Annotated in this window: 22 protein-coding genes; 15 read left to right on the forward strand and 7 right to left on the reverse strand. The window is 58.2% G+C overall.

What is annotated here, in order from left to right; all coding sequences use genetic code 11:
• Positions 1 to 56: 56 nt before the first annotated feature.
• The 9 genes from bcp (at position 57) to ACTJKV_RS16455 (ending at position 9,006) form a co-directional block, all read left to right on the forward strand.
• Entirely contained in the window at positions 57 to 524 is a 468-nt protein-coding gene (gene bcp / locus ACTJKV_RS16415; RefSeq protein WP_144620427.1) for a thioredoxin-dependent thiol peroxidase, read from the forward strand.
• A gap of 24 nt (positions 525 to 548) precedes the next feature.
• Positions 549 to 1,370, forward strand: coding sequence for a ferritin-like domain-containing protein (locus ACTJKV_RS16420; protein WP_130978665.1), 822 nt, complete (start codon positions 549 to 551; stop codon positions 1,368 to 1,370).
• 72 nt (positions 1,371 to 1,442) lie between these two features.
• Positions 1,443 to 2,705 (forward strand): peptidoglycan DD-metalloendopeptidase family protein, encoded by a 1,263-nt coding sequence (locus tag ACTJKV_RS16425; protein ID WP_440599092.1) that lies wholly within the window; start codon positions 1,443 to 1,445, stop codon positions 2,703 to 2,705.
• A gap of 187 nt (positions 2,706 to 2,892) precedes the next feature.
• Positions 2,893 to 4,395: a DEAD/DEAH box helicase gene (locus ACTJKV_RS16430; protein ID WP_440599093.1), complete on the forward strand. Its 1,503-nt coding sequence runs from the start codon at positions 2,893 to 2,895 to the stop codon at positions 4,393 to 4,395.
• Complete coding sequence (locus ACTJKV_RS16435; protein ID WP_062599998.1) at positions 4,395 to 4,805, forward strand: NUDIX domain-containing protein; 411 nt, start codon at positions 4,395 to 4,397, stop codon at positions 4,803 to 4,805. The genes ACTJKV_RS16430 and ACTJKV_RS16435 overlap by 1 nt, the downstream gene beginning before the upstream one ends.
• Before the next feature lie 149 nt (positions 4,806 to 4,954).
• A complete protein-coding gene (locus ACTJKV_RS16440) occupies positions 4,955 to 6,028 on the forward strand; it encodes an ABC transporter substrate-binding protein (RefSeq protein WP_082479279.1) in 1,074 nt (357 codons plus the stop codon).
• A gap of 138 nt (positions 6,029 to 6,166) precedes the next feature.
• Positions 6,167 to 6,844: a ribulose-phosphate 3-epimerase gene (gene rpe, locus ACTJKV_RS16445; RefSeq protein ID WP_062424243.1), complete on the forward strand. Its 678-nt coding sequence runs from the start codon at positions 6,167 to 6,169 to the stop codon at positions 6,842 to 6,844.
• Between the two features lie 114 nt (positions 6,845 to 6,958).
• A complete protein-coding gene (purB, locus tag ACTJKV_RS16450; RefSeq protein ID WP_440599094.1) occupies positions 6,959 to 8,266 on the forward strand; it encodes an adenylosuccinate lyase in 1,308 nt (435 codons plus the stop codon).
• A 152-nt stretch (positions 8,267 to 8,418) separates the two neighbouring features.
• Positions 8,419 to 9,006, forward strand: coding sequence for an RBBP9/YdeN family alpha/beta hydrolase (locus tag ACTJKV_RS16455; RefSeq protein ID WP_144620422.1), 588 nt, complete (start codon positions 8,419 to 8,421; stop codon positions 9,004 to 9,006).
• A 194-nt stretch (positions 9,007 to 9,200) separates the two neighbouring features.
• Here ACTJKV_RS16455 and ACTJKV_RS16460 read toward each other — a convergent pair whose 3' ends face one another.
• Complete coding sequence (locus ACTJKV_RS16460; RefSeq protein WP_111847114.1) at positions 9,201 to 9,542, reverse strand: ATPase inhibitor subunit zeta; 342 nt, start codon at positions 9,540 to 9,542, stop codon at positions 9,201 to 9,203.
• Between the two features lie 247 nt (positions 9,543 to 9,789).
• On the opposite strand from ACTJKV_RS16460, the gene purC reads away from it, so the two are divergent.
• The 5 genes from purC (at position 9,790) to gpt (ending at position 12,755) form a co-directional block, all read left to right on the forward strand.
• Positions 9,790 to 10,554: a phosphoribosylaminoimidazolesuccinocarboxamide synthase gene (gene purC / locus ACTJKV_RS16465; RefSeq protein WP_027673419.1), complete on the forward strand. Its 765-nt coding sequence runs from the start codon at positions 9,790 to 9,792 to the stop codon at positions 10,552 to 10,554.
• 17 nt (positions 10,555 to 10,571) lie between these two features.
• Positions 10,572 to 10,814: a phosphoribosylformylglycinamidine synthase subunit PurS gene (purS, locus tag ACTJKV_RS16470; protein WP_062441600.1), complete on the forward strand. Its 243-nt coding sequence runs from the start codon at positions 10,572 to 10,574 to the stop codon at positions 10,812 to 10,814.
• Between the two features lie 119 nt (positions 10,815 to 10,933).
• On the forward strand, positions 10,934 to 11,605 hold the full coding sequence (purQ, locus tag ACTJKV_RS16475) for a phosphoribosylformylglycinamidine synthase subunit PurQ (protein ID WP_062424238.1): 672 nt from the start codon (positions 10,934 to 10,936) through the stop codon (positions 11,603 to 11,605).
• A gap of 66 nt (positions 11,606 to 11,671) precedes the next feature.
• Positions 11,672 to 12,076, forward strand: a complete 405-nt coding sequence (locus ACTJKV_RS16480) for a hypothetical protein (protein WP_111847113.1) — start codon at positions 11,672 to 11,674, stop codon at positions 12,074 to 12,076.
• A 181-nt stretch (positions 12,077 to 12,257) separates the two neighbouring features.
• Complete coding sequence (gpt, locus tag ACTJKV_RS16485; RefSeq protein WP_062424236.1) at positions 12,258 to 12,755, forward strand: xanthine phosphoribosyltransferase; 498 nt, start codon at positions 12,258 to 12,260, stop codon at positions 12,753 to 12,755.
• Between the two features lie 104 nt (positions 12,756 to 12,859).
• On the opposite strand, the gene soxR is transcribed toward gpt, so the two are convergent.
• On the reverse strand, positions 12,860 to 13,327 hold the full coding sequence (gene soxR, locus ACTJKV_RS16490; protein WP_112357923.1) for a redox-sensitive transcriptional activator SoxR: 468 nt from the start codon (positions 13,325 to 13,327) through the stop codon (positions 12,860 to 12,862).
• Positions 13,328 to 13,514: 187 nt separating this feature from the next.
• Entirely contained in the window at positions 13,515 to 14,093 is a 579-nt protein-coding gene (locus tag ACTJKV_RS16495) for a histidine phosphatase family protein (protein WP_440599095.1), read from the reverse strand.
• Positions 14,094 to 14,848: 755 nt separating this feature from the next.
• On the opposite strand from ACTJKV_RS16495, the gene ACTJKV_RS16500 reads away from it, so the two are divergent.
• Positions 14,849 to 18,652 (forward strand): vitamin B12-dependent ribonucleotide reductase, encoded by a 3,804-nt coding sequence (locus ACTJKV_RS16500; protein ID WP_440599096.1) that lies wholly within the window; start codon positions 14,849 to 14,851, stop codon positions 18,650 to 18,652.
• A 755-nt stretch (positions 18,653 to 19,407) separates the two neighbouring features.
• Here ACTJKV_RS16500 and ACTJKV_RS16505 read toward each other — a convergent pair.
• The 4 genes from ACTJKV_RS16505 to oppB all read right to left on the reverse strand — a co-directional run bounded on the left by ACTJKV_RS16505 (position 19,408) and on the right by oppB (position 23,594).
• Entirely contained in the window at positions 19,408 to 19,755 is a 348-nt protein-coding gene (locus ACTJKV_RS16505) for a hypothetical protein (RefSeq protein WP_113180239.1), read from the reverse strand.
• 183 nt (positions 19,756 to 19,938) lie between these two features.
• Positions 19,939 to 21,546 (reverse strand): ABC transporter ATP-binding protein, encoded by a 1,608-nt coding sequence (locus tag ACTJKV_RS16510; RefSeq protein WP_113180238.1) that lies wholly within the window; start codon positions 21,544 to 21,546, stop codon positions 19,939 to 19,941.
• Between the two features lies 1 nt (position 21,547).
• A complete protein-coding gene (locus tag ACTJKV_RS16515) occupies positions 21,548 to 22,678 on the reverse strand; it encodes an ABC transporter permease (protein ID WP_274101376.1) in 1,131 nt (376 codons plus the stop codon).
• On the reverse strand, positions 22,671 to 23,594 hold the full coding sequence (gene oppB, locus ACTJKV_RS16520; RefSeq protein WP_274101377.1) for an oligopeptide ABC transporter permease OppB: 924 nt from the start codon (positions 23,592 to 23,594) through the stop codon (positions 22,671 to 22,673). The genes ACTJKV_RS16515 and oppB overlap by 8 nt, the downstream gene beginning before the upstream one ends.
• Positions 23,595 to 23,634 lie beyond the last annotated feature (40 nt).

The raw sequence follows: 23,634 nt of genomic DNA on the forward strand, positions 1-23,634 counted from the left end.
TATATATCGAATACCTGCCCCCATGCTCAACAATCCGGGCAAAAGAAAGGTGAACCATGGCAGAACTGACGATTGGCGACGAAGCACCCGATTTCCGTCTTCCCAGAAACGGCGGTGGCGATATTTCTCTTTCCGACTTGAAGGGTAAAGCGGTCGTCCTCTATTTCTACCCCAAGGATGACACATCCGGCTGCACGGCAGAGGCAATTGACTTCAGCGCACTGGGCGCACAGTTCGAAGCGGCAAATACGGTCGTCATTGGGATTTCGCCCGATTCGGTGAAAAGTCACGACAAGTTCGCCGCCAAGCATTCGCTCACCGTGATGCTGGCCGCCGACGAGGACAAGAGCGCGCTGGAAGCCTATGGCGTCTGGAAGGAAAAAAGCATGTATGGCAAGAAGTACATGGGCGTAGAGCGCACTACCTTCCTTATTTCCCCGGACGGCAAGGTCGCAAAAATCTGGAGCAAAGTGAAGGTTCCAGGCCATGCGCAGGCAGTTCTCGATGAGGCAAAGGCGCTTTGACCGGTCGAGCCTGATCCGGTGACCATGCCATTCACGATGACATCACTCCGCGGCGCGGCAACCGAGGCCATCGCCACAGCCGATCTCGACCGGAAGACGGGATTGGCGCAGGACGCCGCGACCCGCTGGTTTGAGCGGCGCATCTCCTTGCGGTCACCGCTCGATCCCAAGCTGCCGGATCGCCCGGGGCGACCTGAGAAGCCGGAACTTGTTCCACCAACCGCGGTCAAGCGACGGTCGCTTCACAGTGTGAAGGGCCGGATCGCTCTGTTGCATGCCATTGCCCATATCGAACTCAACGCGGTAGATCTCGCACTGGACATCGTTGCCCGCTACGCCAGCGAGCCTGTTCCGCATTCCTTTTTCGATGGCTGGATGCAGGTCGCCTTCGAAGAGGCGAAGCACTTCCGGCTGGTGCGAGATCGCCTGCGGGCGATGGGCGCCGATTACGGTGATCTTCCAGCCCATGACGGGCTCTGGCAGGCCGCGCACCAGACGCGCAACGACCTGACCGCAAGGCTTGCGGTCGTGCCGCTCATTCTCGAAGCACGCGGTCTCGATGTCACACCCTCTCTCCAGGCCAAGATGCGGGAGACCGGCGATCTTGAGAGCGCTGCCGTTCTAGACGTCATCTATAATGACGAAAAGGGTCACGTCGCGATCGGCGCGAAATGGTTCCGCTTCCTGTGCGCGCGGGAAAAGAAGGACCCTGCGGAAACATTCAAGCAACTGGTCAGGATCAACTTTCGTGGACCACTGAAGCCGCCTTTCAACGATCTAGCCCGCGCCGAGGCGGGTTTGACACCGTCCTTCTATCGTTCGCTCACCGCCGTCAGCCAAAGCTGAGCGCGTTTGTAAAAGCTTCGTTAACCCTAACAAATTATATTCCTCAGTGGACGACGAACCGCTGGAGCAGAGATGACGGAAGCGAGGACAAACCTGGCCTTTGGCAAGAAGCGCAAGCAGCACCTCCTCATTCTGGCGAACGGCGAAAAGGTTCGCCATGTCACGATCAGACCCTTGCTCGTCGTCCCCACACTGCTGATTATCCTCGTCATGAGCCTCGGCTTTATCGGCTCGACGGCTTATCTCGTCTTCCGGGACGATATGCTGGGCGCAATGATCGCGCGGCAATCGCGCATGCAAAAGGATTATGAGGACCGCATCGCAGCACTACGCTCGCAGGTGGATCAGATTACTTCGCGTCAGCTCCTTGATCAGCAAGCTGTTGAAAAGAAGGTTGAAACGCTTCTTGCCCAGCAGAATGCCCTTTCCTCCCGCCACGGACGCGCCAACGAACTCCTCAATGAGGAAGACACTCGATCGGCGCCGGATGAACAGAGTGTCACGCCGTCGGCCAACGCTTTCGCCCCCCAGAAAAAGGCCAGCCTTTCCGGCGGGGCATCCGCCATCGACCGTGCACTGCGTGGTCCGGAGAAAGGATCGACGCTTAAAGGCAGCTTGACCTATAGCGACAACAGGGACGCGGTATCCGGTCGCGCGCTGACACGCATGCTCGTCTCGCTCAACCGCATCGAATCGGACCAGCTCGGGCGAATCGCTTCGCTGACGATCGGCGCGAAGAGCCGGGCCGATGCCATGGCCGATATTATTCGTAGCACCGGCCTGAAGATCGATGACAAGGCTGACGATGCCGTTGGCGGTCCCTTTGTGGAAGCCTCGACCAATCCGTTTCAGGCCTCGCTCGCAGATCTTGACAACGCCTTGGACCGTCTGGAAACCGTTCGTGGCACTGCAGAGCGCCTGCCGCTCGGCAATCCGGCACCCGGTCGCGACATTACCAGCCGCTTCGGCAATCGCATGGACCCGTTCCTCGGTCGGCCCGCATTGCATACCGGCATAGACTTCCGCGCCGAAACCGGCGCCGATGTGCGAGCCACCGGTGCCGGAACCGTGTCTTTTGCAGGCTATTCAGGCGGTTACGGCAACATGGTAGAGGTCGATCACGGCAAGGGTGTCACGACGCGCTATGGCCATCTGTCGCAAATCCTCGTTCGTACCGGCGAAAAGATCGAGCTGTCCGATGTCATCGGCAAGGCTGGCAGCACTGGGCGCTCCACAGGACCCCACGTGCATTACGAAGTGCGCTTAAATGACGAGGCGGTCGACCCTATGCGCTTCCTCGTTGCGGGCACCGAATTAAAGACCTATCTGCAGTAAAGACCGTCACGCATCAGAATTCGAGCCGGATTTTCTTCCATCGGCCAGTTTTCATGTGCCATTTTGGGACAAATCCCTGTTTCCTTGACTTTTCGGCGATTTAGGCCTATGTCGCGGACCACGATCTGCGGCACTAACGCTACGACAGTCGTTTGTTCTTCGAACCAGAACGGAAACAGTTTTTCCTTTGACAACATTCTCTGATCTTGGCCTGAGCCAAAAAGTCCTTTCCGCTATTGCCGATGCTGGCTACAGCACGCCAACACCTATCCAGGCGGGCGCTATTCCTCCGGCGCTGGAAAGACGCGACATTTGCGGCATTGCACAGACGGGAACCGGCAAAACGGCCTCCTTCGTGCTGCCGATGCTCACCCTGCTTGAAAAGGGCAGAGCGCGCGCAAGAATGCCGCGGACGCTCATTCTGGAGCCGACGCGCGAACTGGCGGCACAGGTTGCCGAGAACTTCGAAAAATACGGCAAGAATCACAAGCTGAACGTTGCGCTTCTCATCGGCGGCGTTTCGTTTGAAGAGCAGGATCGTAAGCTGGAGCGTGGCGCGGATGTCCTGATCTGCACCCCCGGCCGTCTGCTTGACCACTGCGAACGCGGCAAGCTTCTGATGACGGGCGTGGAAATCCTCGTCATCGACGAGGCAGACCGCATGCTCGACATGGGCTTCATCCCCGATATCGAGCGCATTGCGAAGATGATTCCCTTCACGCGCCAGACGCTGTTCTTCTCGGCCACCATGCCGCCGGAAATCCAGAAGCTGGCCGATCGCTTCCTGCAAAATCCAGTCCGCATCGAAGTGGCCAAGCCCTCTTCGACGGCAAAGACCGTGACGCAGCGCATCGTTGCGACCCACGACAAGGATTACGAGAAGCGCGCCGTGCTTCGCGAACTCATCAAGGTGCAGACCGAGCTCAAGAACGCGATCATCTTCTGCAACCGCAAGAAGGACGTGGCCGATCTTTACCGCTCGCTTGAACGGCACGGTTTCTCCGTCGGTGCCCTGCATGGCGATATGGACCAGAACTCGCGCACGAAGATGCTCGCGGGCTTCAAGGACAATCAGATCACGCTGCTGGTTGCGTCCGACGTTGCCGCACGCGGCCTCGACATTCCAGATGTCAGCCATGTCTTCAACTTCGACGTCCCGATCCATGCGGAAGACTATGTCCACCGCATCGGCCGTACCGGCCGCGCGGGTCGCTCGGGTGCTGCCTTCACGCTCGTCAATCGCCGTGACACCAAGTATCTCGACGCCATCGAAAAGCTGATTGGCGAAAAGATTGAGTGGCTGAGCGGAGATCTTTCGGAACTTCCCGCACCCATGGAAAGTTTCGCCACCGATCGTCCGCGCCGCGGCAAGGACAAAGACAAGGATCGTGGTCGTGGCCGCGATCGGAGCCGCCGCGAAGCGCCTCAAGAGGTCGAAGCGGAAATCCCGAATGTGAAACCGGCTGACACCATCCAGGTTGCGGCAAATGGAGGCGACAAAGTGAAGGCAGAGCGCAGGCACGAGAAGGCACCGCGTAATTTCGAGCGGAGCCACGGTGCTTCCCATGCGAATGACGACAATCGTGATCGCCGCCGCCACTACCGCGACCATGATGATGGCCCGACACCCGTCGGCTTCGGCGACGACATCCCGGCCTTCATGCTGATCGTCGCAAACGCCAAAGGCTGATGGCACAGCCAGGCATCGATTTTCCCGGTGTCGGATGCGGTCTCGTCATCAGGCGGGACGGCAAGGTGCTGCTCTATAAGCGCGTGAAATCACCCGAAGCCGGCCACTGGAGCATTGTGGGCGGCAAGGTCGATCACATGGAGCACGCCCTTGAGGCTGCCCGTCGCGAAGCTGAGGAAGAAAGCGGGCTGACCATCGGTGACGTCCGCTTCCTCTGTATCAGCGAGCAGATCATAGCAGCCGACAGGCAACACTGGCTGTCACTGATTTACGTGACTGACGACGTGACGGGAACGGCCCAATTGACGGAGCCGGACAAGCTATCCGACATGGGCTGGTTCGATGTCGACGACCTGCCCTCCCCTCTCTCTGTTTTCGCCCGGGATGCGTTTCGCCATCTCGCATCGTGACGGGATAACGCTCTGCCGGCGTCGGCATTTCGCCAATCACGCGACGAACGAGCATTCTTTGTCATAAAGCGCATTTTTCTAGGTATTGAACCTTTTGCATCCTGCTCAGCCTCGATAACATCGGACAATCGCACAGGATAATGCCGTCCATGAATTCACTCCGCCTGCTCAGTTTTGCCTTTAGTCTCAGCATCGCTGGCGCTGCAAATGCTGCGACGATTGCAGTCGTTGCTCCGCAGAACGGCGCATATGAGATGCTGGGCTTGCAAATTCGGCAGGGTGTGAAGGCGGCAGCCGCGAAGGTTGGCCTCGATGTCATGGAAATTCATGAAAGCTGCGAGGACGGCAGCGGTGGTGCCATCGCCGACGGTCTTGTGGCGTCGAAAGTCTCCGTGGTCGTCGGCTTCCTGTGTACGGAAACTCTCGCGGATGCTCTGCCGACATTGAAGAATGCCGCCATCCCGGCCATCACTCTCTCGAGCCGCTCGCCCATTCTGATGGAAGATGCATTGAAGCGCGGCTGGCCGCTTTTCCGTATGGCACCCTCGGAAAACGATGAAACCTCGGCGGTTGCGGAGATCATGCTGCGCGATTGGAAGGGCTTGCCCTTTGCGCTTCTTGATGACGGGACGATCTATAGCCGTGAACTCGTGGATCGTGTACGTGCGCGATTGGAAGAGGCAGGTTTGAAACCGACCTTCACGGACACGCTACGCCCTTCGCAGGAACAGCAGATTGCGCTCGTGCGTCGCCTGAGCCGCACCGGCGTGACACATGTCTTCGCGGCGACAGAACGCAACGACCTATCGATCATCGCACGCGACGCCGCCGCAGAGAAAATTCCCCTCGTGCTTATGGGCAGCGATGCGTTGCGGGCGGCAAACGCGCCTGTTCCGCTGCAGCCTGGCACGCTTGCTGTCGCCTTGCCGGATTACGCAGCACTGCCCTCCGCGGCAGAGGCGGTGCAGCAGTTGCGCGCTGCCAGTATCGAACCCGAAGGCTACGTTCTTCCGGCCTATGCCGCCGCCCAACTCTCAGCCCAGGCGCTGGAGAAGGCATCGGAACAATCGAAACCAACACCTGTCGTGATGGTTGGTACAACCTTCAATACGGTCATCGGCCCCGTCATCTTCAACGAACGCCACGAGTTGCAGGACAATCCCTACCGGCTTCAGCGCTGGACTGGTACCGACTTCGTCGTCGTCGACAAGGCGTTGAATTAGGCCCTCCAGCAACATGGTATCGGACGATCGGTTTCTATCTAATCGATTTGCCCCTTTCGAGGTTCGGATCGACGCTTGTTGAGCCATGCGTGCGATGCTAAGGGCCAGCTACGCCTTGCCAATCAGGAGCATTTGCAGATGACCCTCCCCGTCCGGATCGCCCCCTCCATTCTTGCAGCCAACTTCGCCAAGCTCGGACAGGAAGTCGCTGATGTCACGGCCGCTGGCGCCGACTGGATTCATCTGGACGTGATGGACGGTCACTTCGTGCCAAACATTTCCTTTGGGCCGGATGTGATCAAGGCACTGCGCCCCCACAGCAAGGCCTTCTTCGATTGCCATCTGATGATCGCGCCCGCCGATCCTTATCTTGAGGCCTTTGCCAAGGCCGGTTGCGACAGCATCACGGTCCATGCCGAGGCCGGCGCGCATTTGCACCGCTCGCTGCAAACCATCCGCGCGCTCGGCAAGAAGGTCGGCGTCACGCTCAATCCGGCAACCCCGCTCTCGGTGCTCGAAAACGTTCTGGATGATGTGGACCTCATCCTCATCATGAGCGTCAATCCGGGCTTTGGCGGCCAGAAGTTCATTCCAGCCATGCTCGACAAGATCCGCGCGGCAAAGTCGCTCATCGGCAATCGCCCGATCGAACTGGAAGTGGATGGCGGCATCACCACCGAGACGGCAGGCAGCGCCATTGCAGCTGGCGCCAATGTGCTGGTTGCCGGTTCTGCCGTCTTCAAGGGCGATGGTGTGGATGACTATACGAAAACCGTCTCCGCTCTCAGAGCATCGGCCGAAAGCGGCAGAGCTTGATCTCCAGGCAGACGTCCGTGTTGCCGGGTTTACCCTGACGCGCCGAATGCGTTGAGATTGCCGAAACACTTTGCTAAACGGGCACCAGATTTCTCAGTTCAAGAAGGCTTTGCCATGATCCCTCGTTATTCCCGGCCGGAAATGGTCGCTATCTGGTCGCCGGAAACCAAGTTCCGCATCTGGTTCGAAATCGAGGCGCATGCCTGCGACGCGCTGGCGGACATCGGCGTGATCCCGAAGGAAGCGGCAAAGACCATTTGGGAAAAGGGTGGCGCGGCCGAGTTCGACGTTGCCCGCATCGACGAAATCGAAGCCGTCACCAAGCATGACGTCATCGCGTTCCTCACCCATCTTGCAGAATTCGTTGGTCCGGATTCCCGCTTCGTCCACCAGGGCATGACCTCATCCGACGTGCTCGACACGACGCTGAACATCCAATTGGTCCGCGCTGCCGACCTGCTGATCACCGGCATGGACCGGGTTTTGACCGCGCTGAAGACCCGCGCCTTCGAGCACAAGAACACCGTTCGTATCGGTCGCAGCCACGGCATTCATGCCGAGCCGACGACGATGGGTCTGACATTTGCGCGCTTCTATGCCGAGATGGACCGCAACCGCGCCCGCCTCGTCAACGCCCGCGCCGAAATCGCCACCGGCGCCATCTCCGGCGCTGTCGGCACCTTCGCCAATATTGATCCATCCGTCGAAGAACATGTGTGCAAGGCCCTTGGTCTGTCGCCGGAGCCTGTCTCCACGCAGGTCATCCCGCGGGATCGCCACGCCATGTTCTTTGCCACGCTCGGCGTCATCGCCTCGTCGATCGAGAACGTCGCCATCGAAATTCGCCACATGCAGCGCACCGAAGTTCTGGAAGCGGAAGAGTTCTTCTCGCCCGGCCAGAAGGGTTCGTCCGCCATGCCGCACAAGCGCAACCCTGTTCTGACCGAAAACCTGACGGGTCTCGCCCGTCTGGTGCGCATGTCTGTGGTTCCTGCTTTGGAAAATGTTGCCCTGTGGCACGAGCGCGATATCAGCCACTCGTCCGTGGAGCGAGGCATCGGTCCAGACACCACCATCACCCTCGATTTTGCCCTCAACCGTCTGGCAGGCGTCATCGAGAAGCTGGTGATCTACCCGGAAAACATGTTGAAGAACATGAACAAGTTCCGCGGCCTCGTCCATTCGCAGCGTGTGCTCCTAGCGCTGACACAGGCCGGTGTTTCGCGCGAGGACTCCTATCGTCTCGTTCAGCGCAATGCGATGAAGGTCTGGGAAGAAGGCAAGGACTTCCTCGAAGAACTGCTATCGGATGAGGAAGTGCGCGCAGCCCTTCCGGAAGAGACGATCCGCGAAAAGTTCGATCTTGGCTACCACACCAAGCATGTCGACACGATCTTCAAGCGCGTTTTCGGCGAGGCTTGATCCTTGGTAGCCGGCAAAGGTAGGAATTGCTCACCTCGGCCAGTACCGAGGTGAGCGCCACTATATTCTGATACCAAAGAACCCTGGAGCTTTGTGAGCGATCCCTTGCTTTGCACCTTGATAACGCCAGCCAACACACCAAGATAAGCGGCATGAAAGCATCAGAAGCAGATATCCTCATCGTTCCCGGCTACACCAATTCCGGCCCCGACCATTGGCAGACCCGTTGGCAAGAGAAGCTGTCGACAGCACGCCGCGTCGAGCAGGCGGAATGGTCGAAGCCCGTGCGTGAAGACTGGGTCGCTCGCCTTGTCGAGGAGGTGAACGCCTCGACGAAGCCTGTGGTCCTCGTCGCGCATTCGCTAGGGGTGCCGACGGTCTTGCACGCCTTGCCGGAAATCGCGCCCAGAGTGGCTGGTGCAATGCTTGTCGCGCCGCCAGATGTCGCCAATCCCGACATCCGCCCGAAACATCTGATGACGTTCGGACCTTATCCTCGCGATCCGCTGCCATTCCCGGCCATCACCATCGCCAGCCGTAACGACCCATTCGGAACGTATGAGCATGCCGATGACATTGCCGCCGCCTGGGGTTCGCTTCTGATCGATGCTGGCATGTCAGGGCATATCAACGCGGAATCGGGCCATGGCCCGTGGCCGGAAGGCACCATGGTCTTTGCTCAGTTCCTGAGCAAGCTCAAGCCTCCGTCGGGCTTTGCGATTACTGAGAATAAAAGCTGAACAAGATCAGCTCTGTTCGCGACTGCTTTGGCGAATAGAAAGTAAAACGGAAATGCCGCGCAAGTATACCCTGCGCGGCTCCGGCCTTTCGGCACTTGCGCTCAAACATCCCGCATCTCAGCTCGCATGGAGAATGGACGATCTCCACGCACGACACTCAGACCTGTCAGATGGTTAAAATACGGAATGAAAGTTCAGGCAGCGCGCTTGCCGTCGAATTGCGCGATCCCATTGCGGAGCTCGTCGGCGGCACAGCGCAGAAGGTTGGTCATCTGATCATGGATGACATCATCGGTAACGCCGACGCCGGCGGCGACGAAATCGTCATGGAGCTTGTTGAACATCGCGTCGTCGCCTTCGCGGCCGATGGAAGCGGCAACGATCTCGCTGGCATAGGAATTGGCGTCGTCCTTGTGCATCAGGGATGCAGCCCAAAGGCCCATCAACCTGCTACGCATGCCGTGAAGACGGAAGCTCAGTTCTTCTTCGTGAAAATACAAATTCTCGAGCGCTTTACCGCGTTGTCTCAGACCCATGATTATACCCCGTTTTACTGTGTCGTTATTTGCGTCCTCTTGATCGGGACACCACTGTTCTAGAATACAACTATTGAAAAAGCGTAACTTTGAGATGTTGCCTTGGAACAGCCAAAAACAGGGTTGAAGAATTGCAAACAACCGCGTGCCGTCGCATTGTGAAATGGCTTCTTTTCCGCTATGGGACCGCTTCAAGAAACGAAACGACCGCCATCAGCACCGGCGCTAAAACAAGAGATATGTCACTATGAACCGTCGCCGCCGAATCTACGAAGGCAAGGCCAAGATCCTGTATGAAGGTCCGGAACCCGGAACGCTCATCCAGTTCTTCAAGGATGATGCGACTGCTTTCAATAAAAAGAAGCATGAAGTCATCGACGGCAAGGGCGTTCTGAACAACCGCATCTCGGAATACGTCTTCACGCATCTGAACAAGATCGGCATTCCCACCCACTTCATCCGCCGCCTGAACATGCGCGAGCAGTTGATCAAGGAAGTGGAGATGATCCCGCTCGAGGTTGTCGTGCGCAACGTTGCGGCAGGCTCGCTCTCCAAGCGCCTCGGCATCGATGAAGGCGTCGTGCTGCCGCGCTCGATCATCGAGTTCTATTACAAGTCGGATGCGCTGGAAGACCCGATGGTGTCCGAGGAGCACATCACTGCATTCGGCTGGGCCAATCCCGCCGAACTCGACGACATCATGGCGCTTGCCATTCGCGTCAACGATTTCCTCTCCGGTCTTTTCCTCGGCGTCGGCATTCAGCTCGTCGATTTCAAGATCGAATGCGGCCGTCTGTTCGAAGGCGATATGATGCGCATTATCCTTGCGGATGAGATTTCGCCGGATAGCTGCCGCCTGTGGGATATCGAGACGCAGGAAAAGATGGACAAGGACCGCTTTCGCCGCGATATGGGTGGGCTTGTGGAAGCCTATTCGGAAGTCGCGCGCCGTCTCGGCATCATCAATGAAAACGAACCGATCCGCGGCACAGGCCCGGTTCTCGTCAAGTGAAATCAGGAGACCATCAGGTGATCAAGGCACGGGTGACTGTTACGCTGAAGAACGGCGTTCTCGATCCGCAGGGTAAGGCAATCGAAGGCGCGCTGGGCAGCCTCGGTTTTGATGGCGTGGGCCAGGTCCGTCAGGGCAAGGTCTTCGATCTTGAACTGAACACCACCGACAAGGCGAAAGCCGAAGAAAACCTGAAGGCGATGTGCGAGAAGCTGCTCGCCAACACCGTCATCGAAAACTACGCGATCGCCATCCTCTAGGGCAAGTGTGGTGAACGATGGTTCACCCCCACTGCTCTCAACTCTTTGTTTGACGCATTTTCCATGCAGAACCGCAGGCACTCTTGCTGGAAATGCTCTGAATTTCGGAGCCAAGGCCCATGAAATCCGCAGTCGTCCAGCTTCCTGGCCTCAATCGCGACCGTGACATGATCGCGGCCTTGACGAAGATTTCAGGTCAGGCGCCCGTCACCATCTGGCAGACGGAAACCCAGATTCCGGATGTCGATCTGATCGTCATCCCCGGCGGCTTCTCCTATGGCGATTACCTCCGCTGTGGTGCCATCGCCGCCCGCATGCCCGTCATGCAGGCGATCCGCGAAAAGGCGGAGCAGGGCGTCAAGGTTCTGGGTGTCTGCAACGGCTTTCAGATCTTGGTCGAGGCCGGCATGTTGCCAGGCGCCTTGATGCGTAATGCCTCGCTCAAATTCGTCTGCCGTGAAGTCAAGCTCGAGGTCGTCAACAACGACACGGAGTTTACCCGCACCTACGACAAGGGCCAGATCATCCGCTCGCCCGTTGCCCATCACGATGGCAACTACTTCGTCGAAGCCGACGAGTTGAAGGCGATGGAAGACAATGGCCAGGTGGTGTTTCGTTACGCCGAAGGTACCAATCCGAATGGTTCGCTGAATGATATTGCCGGCGTCATCAACGACAAGGGCAATGTTCTGGGCATGATGCCGCATCCGGAAAACCTGATCGAAGCGGCCCATGGCGGCAAGGATGGCCGAGGCATATTTGCCTCAGCGCTTGGCGTGATCGCTGCCTGATATCGGACACATCCAGCCGGGCGCATCCGCCCGGCTTTATTTTTGCAGCTCATGCTGGATTGAAGAATGAACCATATCCTTTCTGGACGTTCCATTGGCATTGCCGCTCTGGCCCTCGCTGCACTCGCACTGGCCGCATGCCAGCCAAAGCCTGAGCCCCCAAGGGCCGCGTCGCAGGCCGCCCTTCCGGTCATGGAGCGCGTCGCGCTCGGCGCCAATGCCTGCTGGTTCAAGTCTGGCGATCCGGCCTTCAAGGCCTACCGCCTGGCACCGGAACTCAACTCCTTCTCCGGTCGCCCCCGTATTCTGCTCGTTCCACGTAACAGCCCGGAATCACGCCCGATGCTGGTGGTCCAGGCCGAAGGCAATCCGGCAAACCTCCAGGCGTTCGGTCCCGTCATGAACGACGGTCATGCACCGCGCATTTCCGCCGACATCAAGCGTTGGGCGAATGGCGGTAAGGGCTGCTGACATCCACCAGAGAGGCTACGACCGGTTGTGGCCTCTTTCAAAGACCCCCGAAAGTCCAGGGCTCTGCATCGAGCGCCGTCAACAAGATCATGATCGCCGAAAGCGCACAGACTTGCTTTTTGCCGTTTCTTGCCGCTATTAGCCAAAGCCATCAGCAATTGAATGAGATGGCAAACCCACCATGTCCCTTCCCGATAAAGCCTTCCCTGTTTCCTGGGATCAGTTTCACCGCGATGCCCGCGCATTGGCGTGGCGTCTTGCCGGCCTGAACCAGGAGTTCAGGGCTATCGTCTGCATCACCCGTGGCGGTCTCGTTCCGGCAGCGATCATTTCCCGCGAACTCAACATCCGCCTGATCGACACGGTATGCATTGCGACGCGCCACGATTACCTGAATCAGGGCGATACCGTTCTGCTGAAGGGCATCTCTCCAGAACTGTTGGAAAAGTCCGGTGAAGGCATTCTCGTCGTCGACGATCTGACCGATACCGGCAAGACTGCATTGGAAGTGCGCGAGATGCTGCCAAAGGCGCATTTTGCCTGCGTCTATGCCAAGCCAACCGGCGTTCCGACCATCGACACCTTCGTCACCGAAGTGAGCCAGGACACCTGGATCTATTTCCCGTGGGACATGGGCTTCACCTATCAGGAGCCGATTGCCAAGGGCGCGCCCGGCTGATCACCACGCAAAATTCGCGTCGCGCGAAATCCTGATGGGTTTTGCGCGACGCGGTCCGATCCTGTTTCCCAGATGATCGCCTTACAAGCCTGAGACCTCTTGGCTTACTCCCCAGGCTCCAGCAGCACCGGCCCAGGACCCTTGTCTCCCAATATATCTGCCGGATTGCGCAGCGGACATTCATCAGTTGAAAGACAACCACAGCCAATGCAACCTGTGAGTTGATTGCGCAGCCGCGTAAGCCGCGCGATACGGTCATCCAGTTGCGCTTGCCAATGGGTGGCAAGCCTCTGCCAGTCCTTTCCCGTTGGCGTGCGGCCATCCGGTAGGGTGTTCAAAGCCTGCTGTATTTCCTTCAGCGGAATGCCTGCCCTCTGCGCCACCTTGATGATGGCGATGCGCCTCAGCACGTCTCGCCCATAGCGGCGGTGGTTTGAGCTGTTGCGCCAGCCCTTGATCAGCCCTTCGGCCTCGTAAAAGTGGAGCGTCGAGACCGCCACGCCAGCGCGCTCGGCAACATCGCCAACCGAGAGGTCGCGAACCAGAGGTATCTGCTGAAGTTTTTTCGTCATGCCTGTTGACCTCAACTTTACTTGAGGCATTACCACGTGGAGGTCAACGCTGAAAGGGGATATCCATCCATGACAGACAAACCGCTCTCGCTCCGCATGATTCTGGGCAGCGCCCGTGCCAAGGGCCACATGCGAATTGATCTGCAAAATATCGAGATCAATCACATGCAGCAGTGATCGGGACTGATCACGTATTCCATGCTCGAATGACTGGTTCTTCCATATTGTGTTCGTAGCCCAATACGCTGACAGTTGCGGTATCGAGGACGAAGCTTCTTCCGTGTTCAGGCGGAAGCCCGAGCCACCTGGCTGCCAGCACGCGCAGAAAATGCGAACTGGAGAAAATCAGGATGGTCATGCCGCTGGCCCTGATATCTTGGATGATGCGATCTGCTCGCACACCCACCTGCTCAATGCTTTCACCACCGGGAGCGCCGTCACGGAAAAGCTGCCAGCCGGGCGCCGTCTGATGGATGTCCTTTGTGGTGACGCCTTCATATTGTCCGTAGTCCCACTCGTTGAGGTCCGACTTGACGGACATTGCGGATGCAAATCCGGCAAGCTCGCATGTTCTGCGCGCTCGCAAAGACGGGCTCGACCACACCACATCAGTGGTTATCCCTTTCAGTCGCTCGGCGAGCAATCTTGCAGCATTTTCGCCGTTGGGCGTCAGATCGATATCCGACCTTCCGGTGTGACGACCGGACACCGACCACGCAGTCTCGCCGTGTCGAACCAGAAAAATAAGTGGCAGCGATGTTTGCATCGCGTATCCCTTCCATGAGTGTTGATCCGAGGTTAGATAAGCTCGCTCGTCGTTTCAAGATTGTGTTGTTCTGTTCCGTTTCTGGAGTGGGCGCCGGAGCTGAAACCCTTCCAGGTACCGCTATATCTTGTAGCGCACCGCTTCCGCATGCCCCACGCATCGCAAACCTTGTGGACAGGCCGGCACTTGTTGCTTGTACGCAACAACGACACGTTCCCGGAATGCTGCCATAGCGCCCTCTCCGCAACGGCAGGCAAGCTTCACGCAAGGGAAGCGGCCAGCCATAATGCGCCGCAAGTGCCTGATATTTATGGAAGGTTTTTCTTTCCCCGTTTTCCACACCCTATCCACACCACATCTTGTGGTAAATGAACCCTTACAAACTAGGCCTTGACGGAATCAGCACGTTTTCTAAAAGTAGATCCATGTTGCGGCGGCAACGGAATCGGCAGGTTCATCTGCGGTTCTCTCCTGTATCTGTTCACGCGATGTCTTGCGTTCCAACCACGAGGGGTGAGGAACGCTAGGTCGTGTCCATGTTCGGGAGCTGCCAAAACGTGAGGCGGGGTCTGGCGACAAGAAACTGTTAATACTATATATAGTATGCTTGCAGCCATCATAACCACGACATAAGGGAACGACATCCAAGGATGAGCGTTTCCATTCATCGGCAGACAACTGGTGGCGCATGGCCCATGCGACTCCGGAACGATATTTTGCGCCCGATCAGGCGCCAACGGACAAGGACACCAACGATGCGCATCGAACGCCGCTTTACGAAGCCCGGCCAGTCGCCCTACGCGGAAATCGAATTCCGCAAGGCAATCAGCGAAATCAAGAATCCGGATGGTTCCGTCGTGTTCCGTCTCGCGGATATTGATGTGCCGGCGCAGTTCAGCCAGGTGGCGACCGACGTTCTGGCGCAGAAGTATTTCCGCAAGGCCGGCGTTCCGAAGGTTCTGAAGAAGGTCGAAGAGAACGACGTCCCGTCCTTCCTGTGGCGCTCCGTTGCCGATACGGCTGCCATGAAGGATGTACCTGAGGCTGAGCGTTATGGCTCGGAAATCGACGCGCGTCAGGTTTTCGATCGCCTCGCCGGCACCTGGGCCTATTGGGGCTGGAAGGGCAAGTATTTCTCGTCCGAAGAAGATGCTCTCGCCTTCCGCGATGAGCTTGCCTACATGCTCGCCACCCAGCGCGTCGCGCCGAACTCGCCGCAGTGGTTCAACACTGGCCTGCACTGGGCCTATGGCATCGACGGTCCGGGCCAGGGCCACTTCTATGTCGACCCCTTCACCGGCAAGCTGACCAAGTCCAAGTCCGCTTACGAGCATCCGCAGCCGCATGCCTGCTTCATCCAGTCCGTTGAAGACGATCTCGTCAACGAAGGCGGCATCATGGACCTTTGGGTTCGCGAAGCGCGCCTCTTCAAATACGGCTCCGGCACCGGTTCCAACTTCTCCTATCTGCGCGGCGAAGGCGAAAAGCTTTCCGGCGGCGGCAAGTCCTCCGGCCTGATGAGCTTCCTCAAGATCGGTGACCGCGCAGCCGGCGCCATCAAGTCCGGCGGCACCACCCGTCGTGCGGCCAAGATGGTCGTCGTCGATGCCGATCACCCCGATATCGAAGCCTATATCGACTGGAAAGTGAACGAAGAGCAGAAGGTTGCCGCCCTCGTCACCGGTTCCAAGATCGTCGCCAAGCATCTCAAGGCCATCATGAAGGCCTGCCTCAACTGCGAAGGCGATAACGGCGATTGCTTCGATCCTGCCAAGAACCCTGCCCTCAAGCGCGAAATCCGCGCTGCCAAGAAGGATCAGGTTCCGGAAAACTACATCAAGCGCGTCATCCAGTTCGCCCAGCAGGGCTACAAAGATATCGAATTCAAGACCTATGATACGGACTGGGATTCGGAAGCCTACCTCACGGTCTCTGGCCAGAACTCCAACAACTCTGTTTCGTTGAAGGACGACTTCCTGCGCGCTGTCGAAAGCGACGGCGACTGGAACCTGACCGCACGCCGCGACGGCAGAGTGATGAAGACGCTGAAGGCACGCGACCTGTGGGAGAAGATCTCGCATGCCGCCTGGGCCTCTGCCGATCCGGGTCTGCACTTCAACACCACCATGAACGACTGGCACACCTCGCCAGCCGCAGGTTCCATCCGCGCATCCAACCCATGCTCGGAATACATGTTCCTGGACGATACGGCCTGCAACCTTGCTTCGCTGAACCTCCTCCAGTTCAAGGACGCGGCGACCAAGAAGATCAACATTGCCGATTACGAACATGCGGTGCGCCTGTGGACCGTTGTTCTCGAAGTCTCAGTGATGATGGCGCAGTTCCCATCGCGCCAGATTGCAGAACGCTCCTACGAGTACCGGACGCTCGGCCTCGGCTACGCCAATATCGGCGGCCTGCTGATGTCGTCGGGCATTCCTTATGACAGCGATGAAGGCCGTGCGATTGCAGGTGCCTTGACCGCGATCATGACCGGTGTGTCCTACGCGACGTCTGCTGAAATGGCAGGCGAGCTTGGCCCCTTCCCGGGCTTTGCGCCGAACCGCGACAACATGCTGCGCGTCATCCGCAACCACCGCCGTGCGGCCCAGGGCCTTGCCTATGGTTACGAAGGCCTGTCGGTAAACCCGGTTCCGCTCATCCATGCCGATTGCACCGATCAGGAACTGATCAAGCACGCCGTTGCTGCCTGGGACAAGGCGCTCGAACTTGGCGAGCAGAACGGTTACCGCAACGCCCAGACCACGGTTATCGCACCGACAGGTACGATCGGCCTCGTCATGGATTGCGACACCACCGGTATCGAGCCTGACTTCGCGCTGGTGAAGTTCAAGAAGCTTGCCGGCGGCGGCTACTTCAAGATCATCAACCGTGCGGTTCCGGAATCGCTGCGTTCGCTCGGCTACTCGGAAAGCCAGATTGCCGAGATCGAAGCTTACGCTGTCGGCCACGGCAACCTGAACCAGGCGCCTGGCATCAACCCCGGCTCGCTGAAGGCCAAGGGCTTCACCGATGAGAAGATCGACGCCGTCAATGGCGCGCTGAAAAGCGCCTTCGACATCAAGTTCGTCTTCAACCAGTGGACGCTCGGCGCGGACTTCCTGAAGGACACGCTGAAGGTTTCCGACGAGCAGCTTTCCGACATCAGCTTCAACCTGCTGGAGCATCTCGGCTTCTCGAAGAAGGACATCGAAGCGGCAAACGTTCACGTCTGCGGTGCGATGACGCTGGAAGGCGCGCCCTTCCTCAAGGACGAGCATCTGTCCGTCTTCGATTGCGCCAACCCCTGCGGCAAGATCGGCAAGCGTTATCTCTCGGTCGAATCCCACATCCGCATGATGGCGGCGGCACAGCCCTTCATCTCAGGCGCGATCTCCAAGACGATCAACATGCCGAACGATGCGACGGTGGAAGATTGCGGTGCAGCCTACATGCTGTCCTGGAAGCTGGCACTGAAGGCAAACGCGCTTTACCGCGATGGCTCCAAGCTTTCCCAGCCGCTCAATGCTTCGCTGGTGGAAGATGAGGACGACGAGGATGCCATGGAAGAGCTGCTGGCTCAGCCACAGGCAGCCCAGGCCGTCACCATCACCGAAAAGATCGTCGAGCGCATCATCGAGCGCGTCGTTCGCAGCCAGGAAAAGCTGCCGACCCGCCGCAAGGGCTACACCCAGAAGGCCAAGATCGGTGGTCACACCATCTTCCTTCGCACCGGCGAATATGACGATGGCCGTCTTGGCGAAATCTTCCTTGATATGAACAAGGAAGGCTCGGCACTGCGCGCCTTCATCAACAACTTCGCGATTTCCGTGTCGCTCGGGCTGCAATATGGCGTGCCGCTGGAAGAATATGTCGACGCCTTCACCTTCACCAAGTTCGAGCCTGCCGGCATGGTTACGGGCAATGACGCGATCAAGAACGCCACGTCGATCCTCGACTACGTGTTCCGCGAACTCGCCATCTCCTATCTCGGCCGCCACGACCTGGCGCATGTCGATACGTCGGACTTCTCCAACACCGCACTTGGTCGCGGCGTGTCGGAAGGCAAGGCAGATGTCGTCTCCAAGGGCCTGACCCGCGGCTACAAGCCAACACTCGTCTCCAACAATGGAAGCGAACGCGGCTCGGCGGAAATCAAGGGCTCGGCAACGGCAGCCCCTGCCCGCGCCTCGGCCAATGTGACGGCAATTTCCGGCAACGCAGCCCGCAAGCTGGAAGCAACAGTCTCAGTCGCCACCTCGGAAGTCGTCGCCTTCAAGCGTGACTATGAGGAACGCGCCCGCGAACTGGCCGAAGAGATTGCAGAAGAAGTGGTCGAAACCGAACAGAGCGCCACCGGCCTCTTCTCGGACAAGGCCGCTGCCGACGCAGCCTCTGCCAAGGCCGACGCCAAGAAGGTGGAAAACGAACGCCGCATGCGCTCGATTGCCCAAGGTTATACGGGCAACATGTGCTCCGAGTGCCAGAACTTCACGATGGTCCGGAATGGGACTTGCGAGAAGTGCGATACGTGCGGTGCGACGAGCGGTTGCAGCTAAAATAGGATTTAGTGGCGTGACTGATGAGTTGTAAAAACGAAAAAAGCCCGAGGAAACCATCCTTGGGCTTTTTTTCTAAAGGAGACAGATCAGTTATTCCAGTAGAGCCAAGAACAACGGAGCTGCGACGACAAAAAAACGGTTGCAGCGGTGAGTTCGCAGCGAATACGCTTCACTAGCTCGATATCAAAAGGCTCTTAAGCCAATGAGACCAAACATTATTGAAATTCGAGACTCAGCTGGAAGCAAAAGCACCAGTATTTGTCGTGAAGCTACGAATTGATGCCCCCAGCCGTCTAATACAAACGTGAGTCGCTAAAGGAGTCTCATGAGGAGTTGTGTTGTTGAAATTCCGTTGGACGCTTCGTTTGTGCGCATCCGTGACGAGAGAGACATTGAGCTTTTCCTCGGCGATGAAGATCAAGCCTCACGGATACTAAACATAATTCCGCCTGGAGTTGGAGGGCAAACCCATCTGATCTACTTACGAGGCGAGATAATACGTGAAAAAGATAATATAATCGTGGTTTATACTAAAGAAGCTAGAGATCTTGAGAGTGCCGTCGAGATTGAGGTTAGTGGCGGCACTGTGAGAAGAGTGTCTGTGGTGTGGCCGTAAGCTCGTTGCCACTTTTTGATTTCTAGCTCTTGTTTACGCCGCCAAACTTCCGGAATTGAATCTCTCGTAATCAGGCCATATCCCAAAGAAAAAGGTCCGCCCAAGCGGACCTTTCTCACCTTCTGAAAACCTACAATCAAATCTCCGGGCAACCGCGCTGGTTGGCGAAGGTGATGGTGTCGGGGCCGCGGCGGGTGTCGCCTTCGACGACCACACGGCGTGGCGTGATACGCACCACTTCGGGATCGCGCAGGCCGGATGCGCGTGCAGCGGCGCGGGCTTCGCGTTCGCTGCAACCCGCCATACGTGGCGGGCCACGGCGATCCATGTCGCGGCGGTCGCGGTCGCGATCGCGGATAACCGGGCGGACGCCATCGGGGCCGATCCGCAGCTCCACATCCTGCGCCTGTACCACGCCGGACACGGCGACGCTTGAAACTGCCATAGTAACAGCAAGTCCCGCAACTTGAATAATCTTCCGCATGTTGCCTCCTCAGTGCCATTACTTCGGCACACATAAATGTTCACCGCGCTATAACGTCGAGACGTCTCACTGGTTCCTTCATGGTTGTTTCACGATGATCTTGGGACGGCACGCAGATCACAATAAAATGCCCCGCCGAAGCGGGGCATAAGAGATTGGTAGTGCGTATTGAGGATCAACACGTCAGGCTGCGACATCCGCCGTGAAAGCCGATTTGATCAGCGTCTTGGTGTAGTCGGCAGACGGCGCGTTGAAGATCGCGTCGGTCTCTCCCTCCTCCACTATTTTCCCATCCTTCATCACGATCACATAATCTGAGATCGCCTTGATGACTGAAAGATCGTGGCTGATGAAGATGTAGGAGAGGCCATGCGTCTTCTGCAATTCGCGCAGCAGATCGATCACCTGGCCTTGCACCGACCGGTCCAGCGCCGAGGTCGGCTCGTCTAGGATGACGACATCCGGTTTCAGGATGATGGCTCTGGCAATCGCGATACGCTGACGCTGGCCGCCGGAGAATTCGTGCGGATAGCGGTTGCGGGCCGCAGGATCGAGCCCGACCTCCTTCAGCGCTTCGATGGCGCGCTTGTCACGCTCCGCGCGGCTCAATTGCGGCTCATGGACGAAGAGGCCTTCGGTGATGATCTCGCCCACCGTCTGGCGCGGCGAGAGCGAACCGTAGGGGTCCTGGAACACGAGTTGCAACCGCCGGCGCAGCGGCCGCATGGCTTTGCGATCCAGCCCGGTGATCTCCTTCTTCTCAAAGGTGATCCGCCCCTTGGCATTGGTGAGCCGGAGCAGCGCCCGGCCGAGCGTCGACTTGCCAGAACCGGATTCGCCCACGATGCCGATGGTCTGGCCCTGGCGTAGATTGATATTCACGCCATCGACTGCGCGAAACACGCTCGCCTTGGAGAGGAAGCCGCCGGGAATGTCGTAATCGACGGTGACATTCTGGCCTGAGAGCACAACGGGCGTGCCGTCTGCCACTGGCGGCTTGTGGCCGCTCGGTTCGGCATCCAGCAGCATCTTGGTGTAGTCCGCCTGCGGGCGTTCGAAGATATCCTCCGTCGTGCCCGCCTCGACCACCTCGCCACGCCGCATCACCGTGACGCGATCAGCGAAATGACGCACCACGCCGAGATCATGGGTGATCAGCACCACAGCCATGCCGAAGCGTTGCTGCAGCGACTTCAACAGATCGAGGATCTGCGCCTGGATCGTGACATCCAGTGCTGTCGTAGGCTCGTCCGCAATCAGGATGTCCGGCTCGTTTGCCAGCGCCATGGCAATCATGACGCGCTGGCGCTGCCCGCCGGAAAGCTCATGCGGATAGCTGTCGATGCGGCGTTCCGGATCGGGAATACCCACGAGCTTCAGAAGTTCGAGAACACGGGCGCGCGCCTCGCTCTTGCTGCCACCGCGGTGATGCAGGATCGGCTCGGCGATCTGCGCACCGATCCGGTAGAGCGGATCGAGCGAGGTCATCGGCTCCTGGAAGATCATGGTGATCTTCGCGCCGCGGATGGTGTTGAGTTCATCGACCGGAAGGCCGATCAACTCGCGCCCGCGATATTTCGCAGAGCCATTGATGACGCCATTGGAGGCGAGAAGCCCCATGATGCCCATCATCGTCTGGCTCTTGCCGGAGCCGGATTCACCGACCACGGCAAGCGTCTCACCCTGGCGAACATCAAGATCGATGCCCTTGACGGCATTGACCATGCCGTCCGGCGTGGTGAAGTCCACCTTGAGATTGCGAACCGTCAATATGGTTTCAGATGTCGTCATGTCAGCGATCCTTTGGATCAAGTGCGTCACGCAACCCGTCGCCCACGAAGTTGAGGGAGAACAGGGTCAGCACGAAGAACAGAGCCGGGAAGATCAACAGCCAGGGTGCCGACTGCATGTTGTTGGCGCCTTCCGAAATCAGCGCGCCCCAACTCGTCAACGGCGCCTGCACGCCAAGGCCGAGGAAGGACAGGAAGCTTTCCAGAAGAATGACCTTCGGCACGACTACGGTAACAAAAACAACCACCGGGCCAATGGTATTGGGGATGATGTGACGGCGGATGATCTGCCAGTCGCTCAAGCCCAAAGCCTGTGCCGCCCCGACGAATTCCCGTCGTTTGAGCGCAAGCGTCTGGCCTCGGACGATACGCGCCATATCCAGCCACTCCACAGCCCCGATCACCAGAAAGATCAGGATGAAGCTTCGGCCGAAGAACACCACGAGGACGACGACGAGAAAGACGAAGGGCAGCGAGTAGAGGATTTCGACAAAGCGCATCATCACATTGTCGACGCGTCCGCCGATATAGCCGGCCGTTGCGCCATAGACCACGCCGATGCCGAGCGACACGAGGCTCGCCAGAACCCCGACCGCGATCGAAATCTGCCCGCCCAGCATGACACGGGCCAGCATATCACGCCCGTTGGTATCGGTGCCGAAGAAGAAGTACTCCCGGTTCACCTCGCCTTCCAGCTTCAGTGTCCGTCCCTCGTCTTCCGTTGCGACGACCTTGGTGTTTTCGAACTCGTTGGCACGGTCGAAATAGCGTGTCGTGCGCGGATCGATGGCGCTGCTGGATGTCACCGTTGCCGTGAAGGTCTGGCCGCTGACGGCGAATTCCTTCAGATCGACACGGGCACGGCTTGCAACACCTTCCATCACCTCCTGCAAATTGTTCACATCCGGACGTGGCTCTAGGCTCGGTGGCACGGAGACGTAGGAGGAGAACACCTGGTCATAGGTGTGGGTGAGGAAATGCGGACCGATAAAGGAGAAGAGCGTGATCAGCACCAGCATGACGGAGCCCGCCATCGCCGCCCTATTGCGGCGGAAGCGCATCGCTGCCAGCTGGAACAGGCTTCGGCTCCGCACCTCGGCTTGGGGTGGAAGATTGGTCGAAATATCAGTCATGTCGAACCCTCGGATCGAGAAGGCCGTAGAGAATATCGACCACGAGATTGAAGAGGATGACGAAGATGGCGACGAGAACGACAGTTCCCATGACCAGCGTGTAATCGCGATTGATGGCGCCGAGAACAAAGTAACGGCCCACACCTGGAATGGTGAAGATCGTTTCGATGACGGCAGAACCGGTCAAAAGCGCTGCAGCGCAAGGTGCCAGATAGGAGACGACCGGCAGCATGGCAGCGCGCATGGCGTGGAAGACGACCACGCTTCTCGCCGGAAGGCCATAGGCCTTGGCGGTGCGAATATGGTCCATGCGCAGAGCCTCGATCATCGCGCCACGCGTCAGACGCGCAATAACCGCAAGCTGCGGCAAAGCAAGCGCAATCATTGGCAGGATGAGATAACGCAGCGATCCGTCGCCCCAGCTGCCGGCAGGCAGAAGGCCAAGGAAAACCGCAAAAACAAGCGTGAGCACAGGTGCGACGACGAAATTTGGCACCGTTACACCCACCGTCGAAATCGACATGATGGAGAAATCGAAGGCGCTGTTTTGCCGAAGGGCCGCGAAGGTACCGGCAATGACGCCACCGATCACAGCCAGAAACAGCGCATAGCAGCCGAGCTCCAGCGAGTAAGGCAGGCCTTTGCCGATCAGCTGCGCGACGGTGTTATCCTTGTAAATATAGCTCGGACCAAAATCGCCTGTGACGGCATTACGCAGATAAATCAGATACTGACGCCACAATGGTTCATCCAGATGATAGGTTCTCATCAGGTTTTCCATCGTTTGTGGCGGCAGGGGCCGTTCAAGGTTGAACGGACCGCCCGGTGCAAAACGCATCAGGAAAAAGGAAATGGTGACGACGATAAACAGCGTCGGCACCGCGCTCGCCAGACGGCGCAGAACAAATGAAATCATGGCTTTTCAGGCTCCGGGGCATGGCACGGCGGGCNCAGCC

This window comes from Agrobacterium sp. 22117, assembly GCF_052045735.1.
Lineage (GTDB): Bacteria > Pseudomonadota > Alphaproteobacteria > Rhizobiales > Rhizobiaceae > Agrobacterium > Agrobacterium cavarae.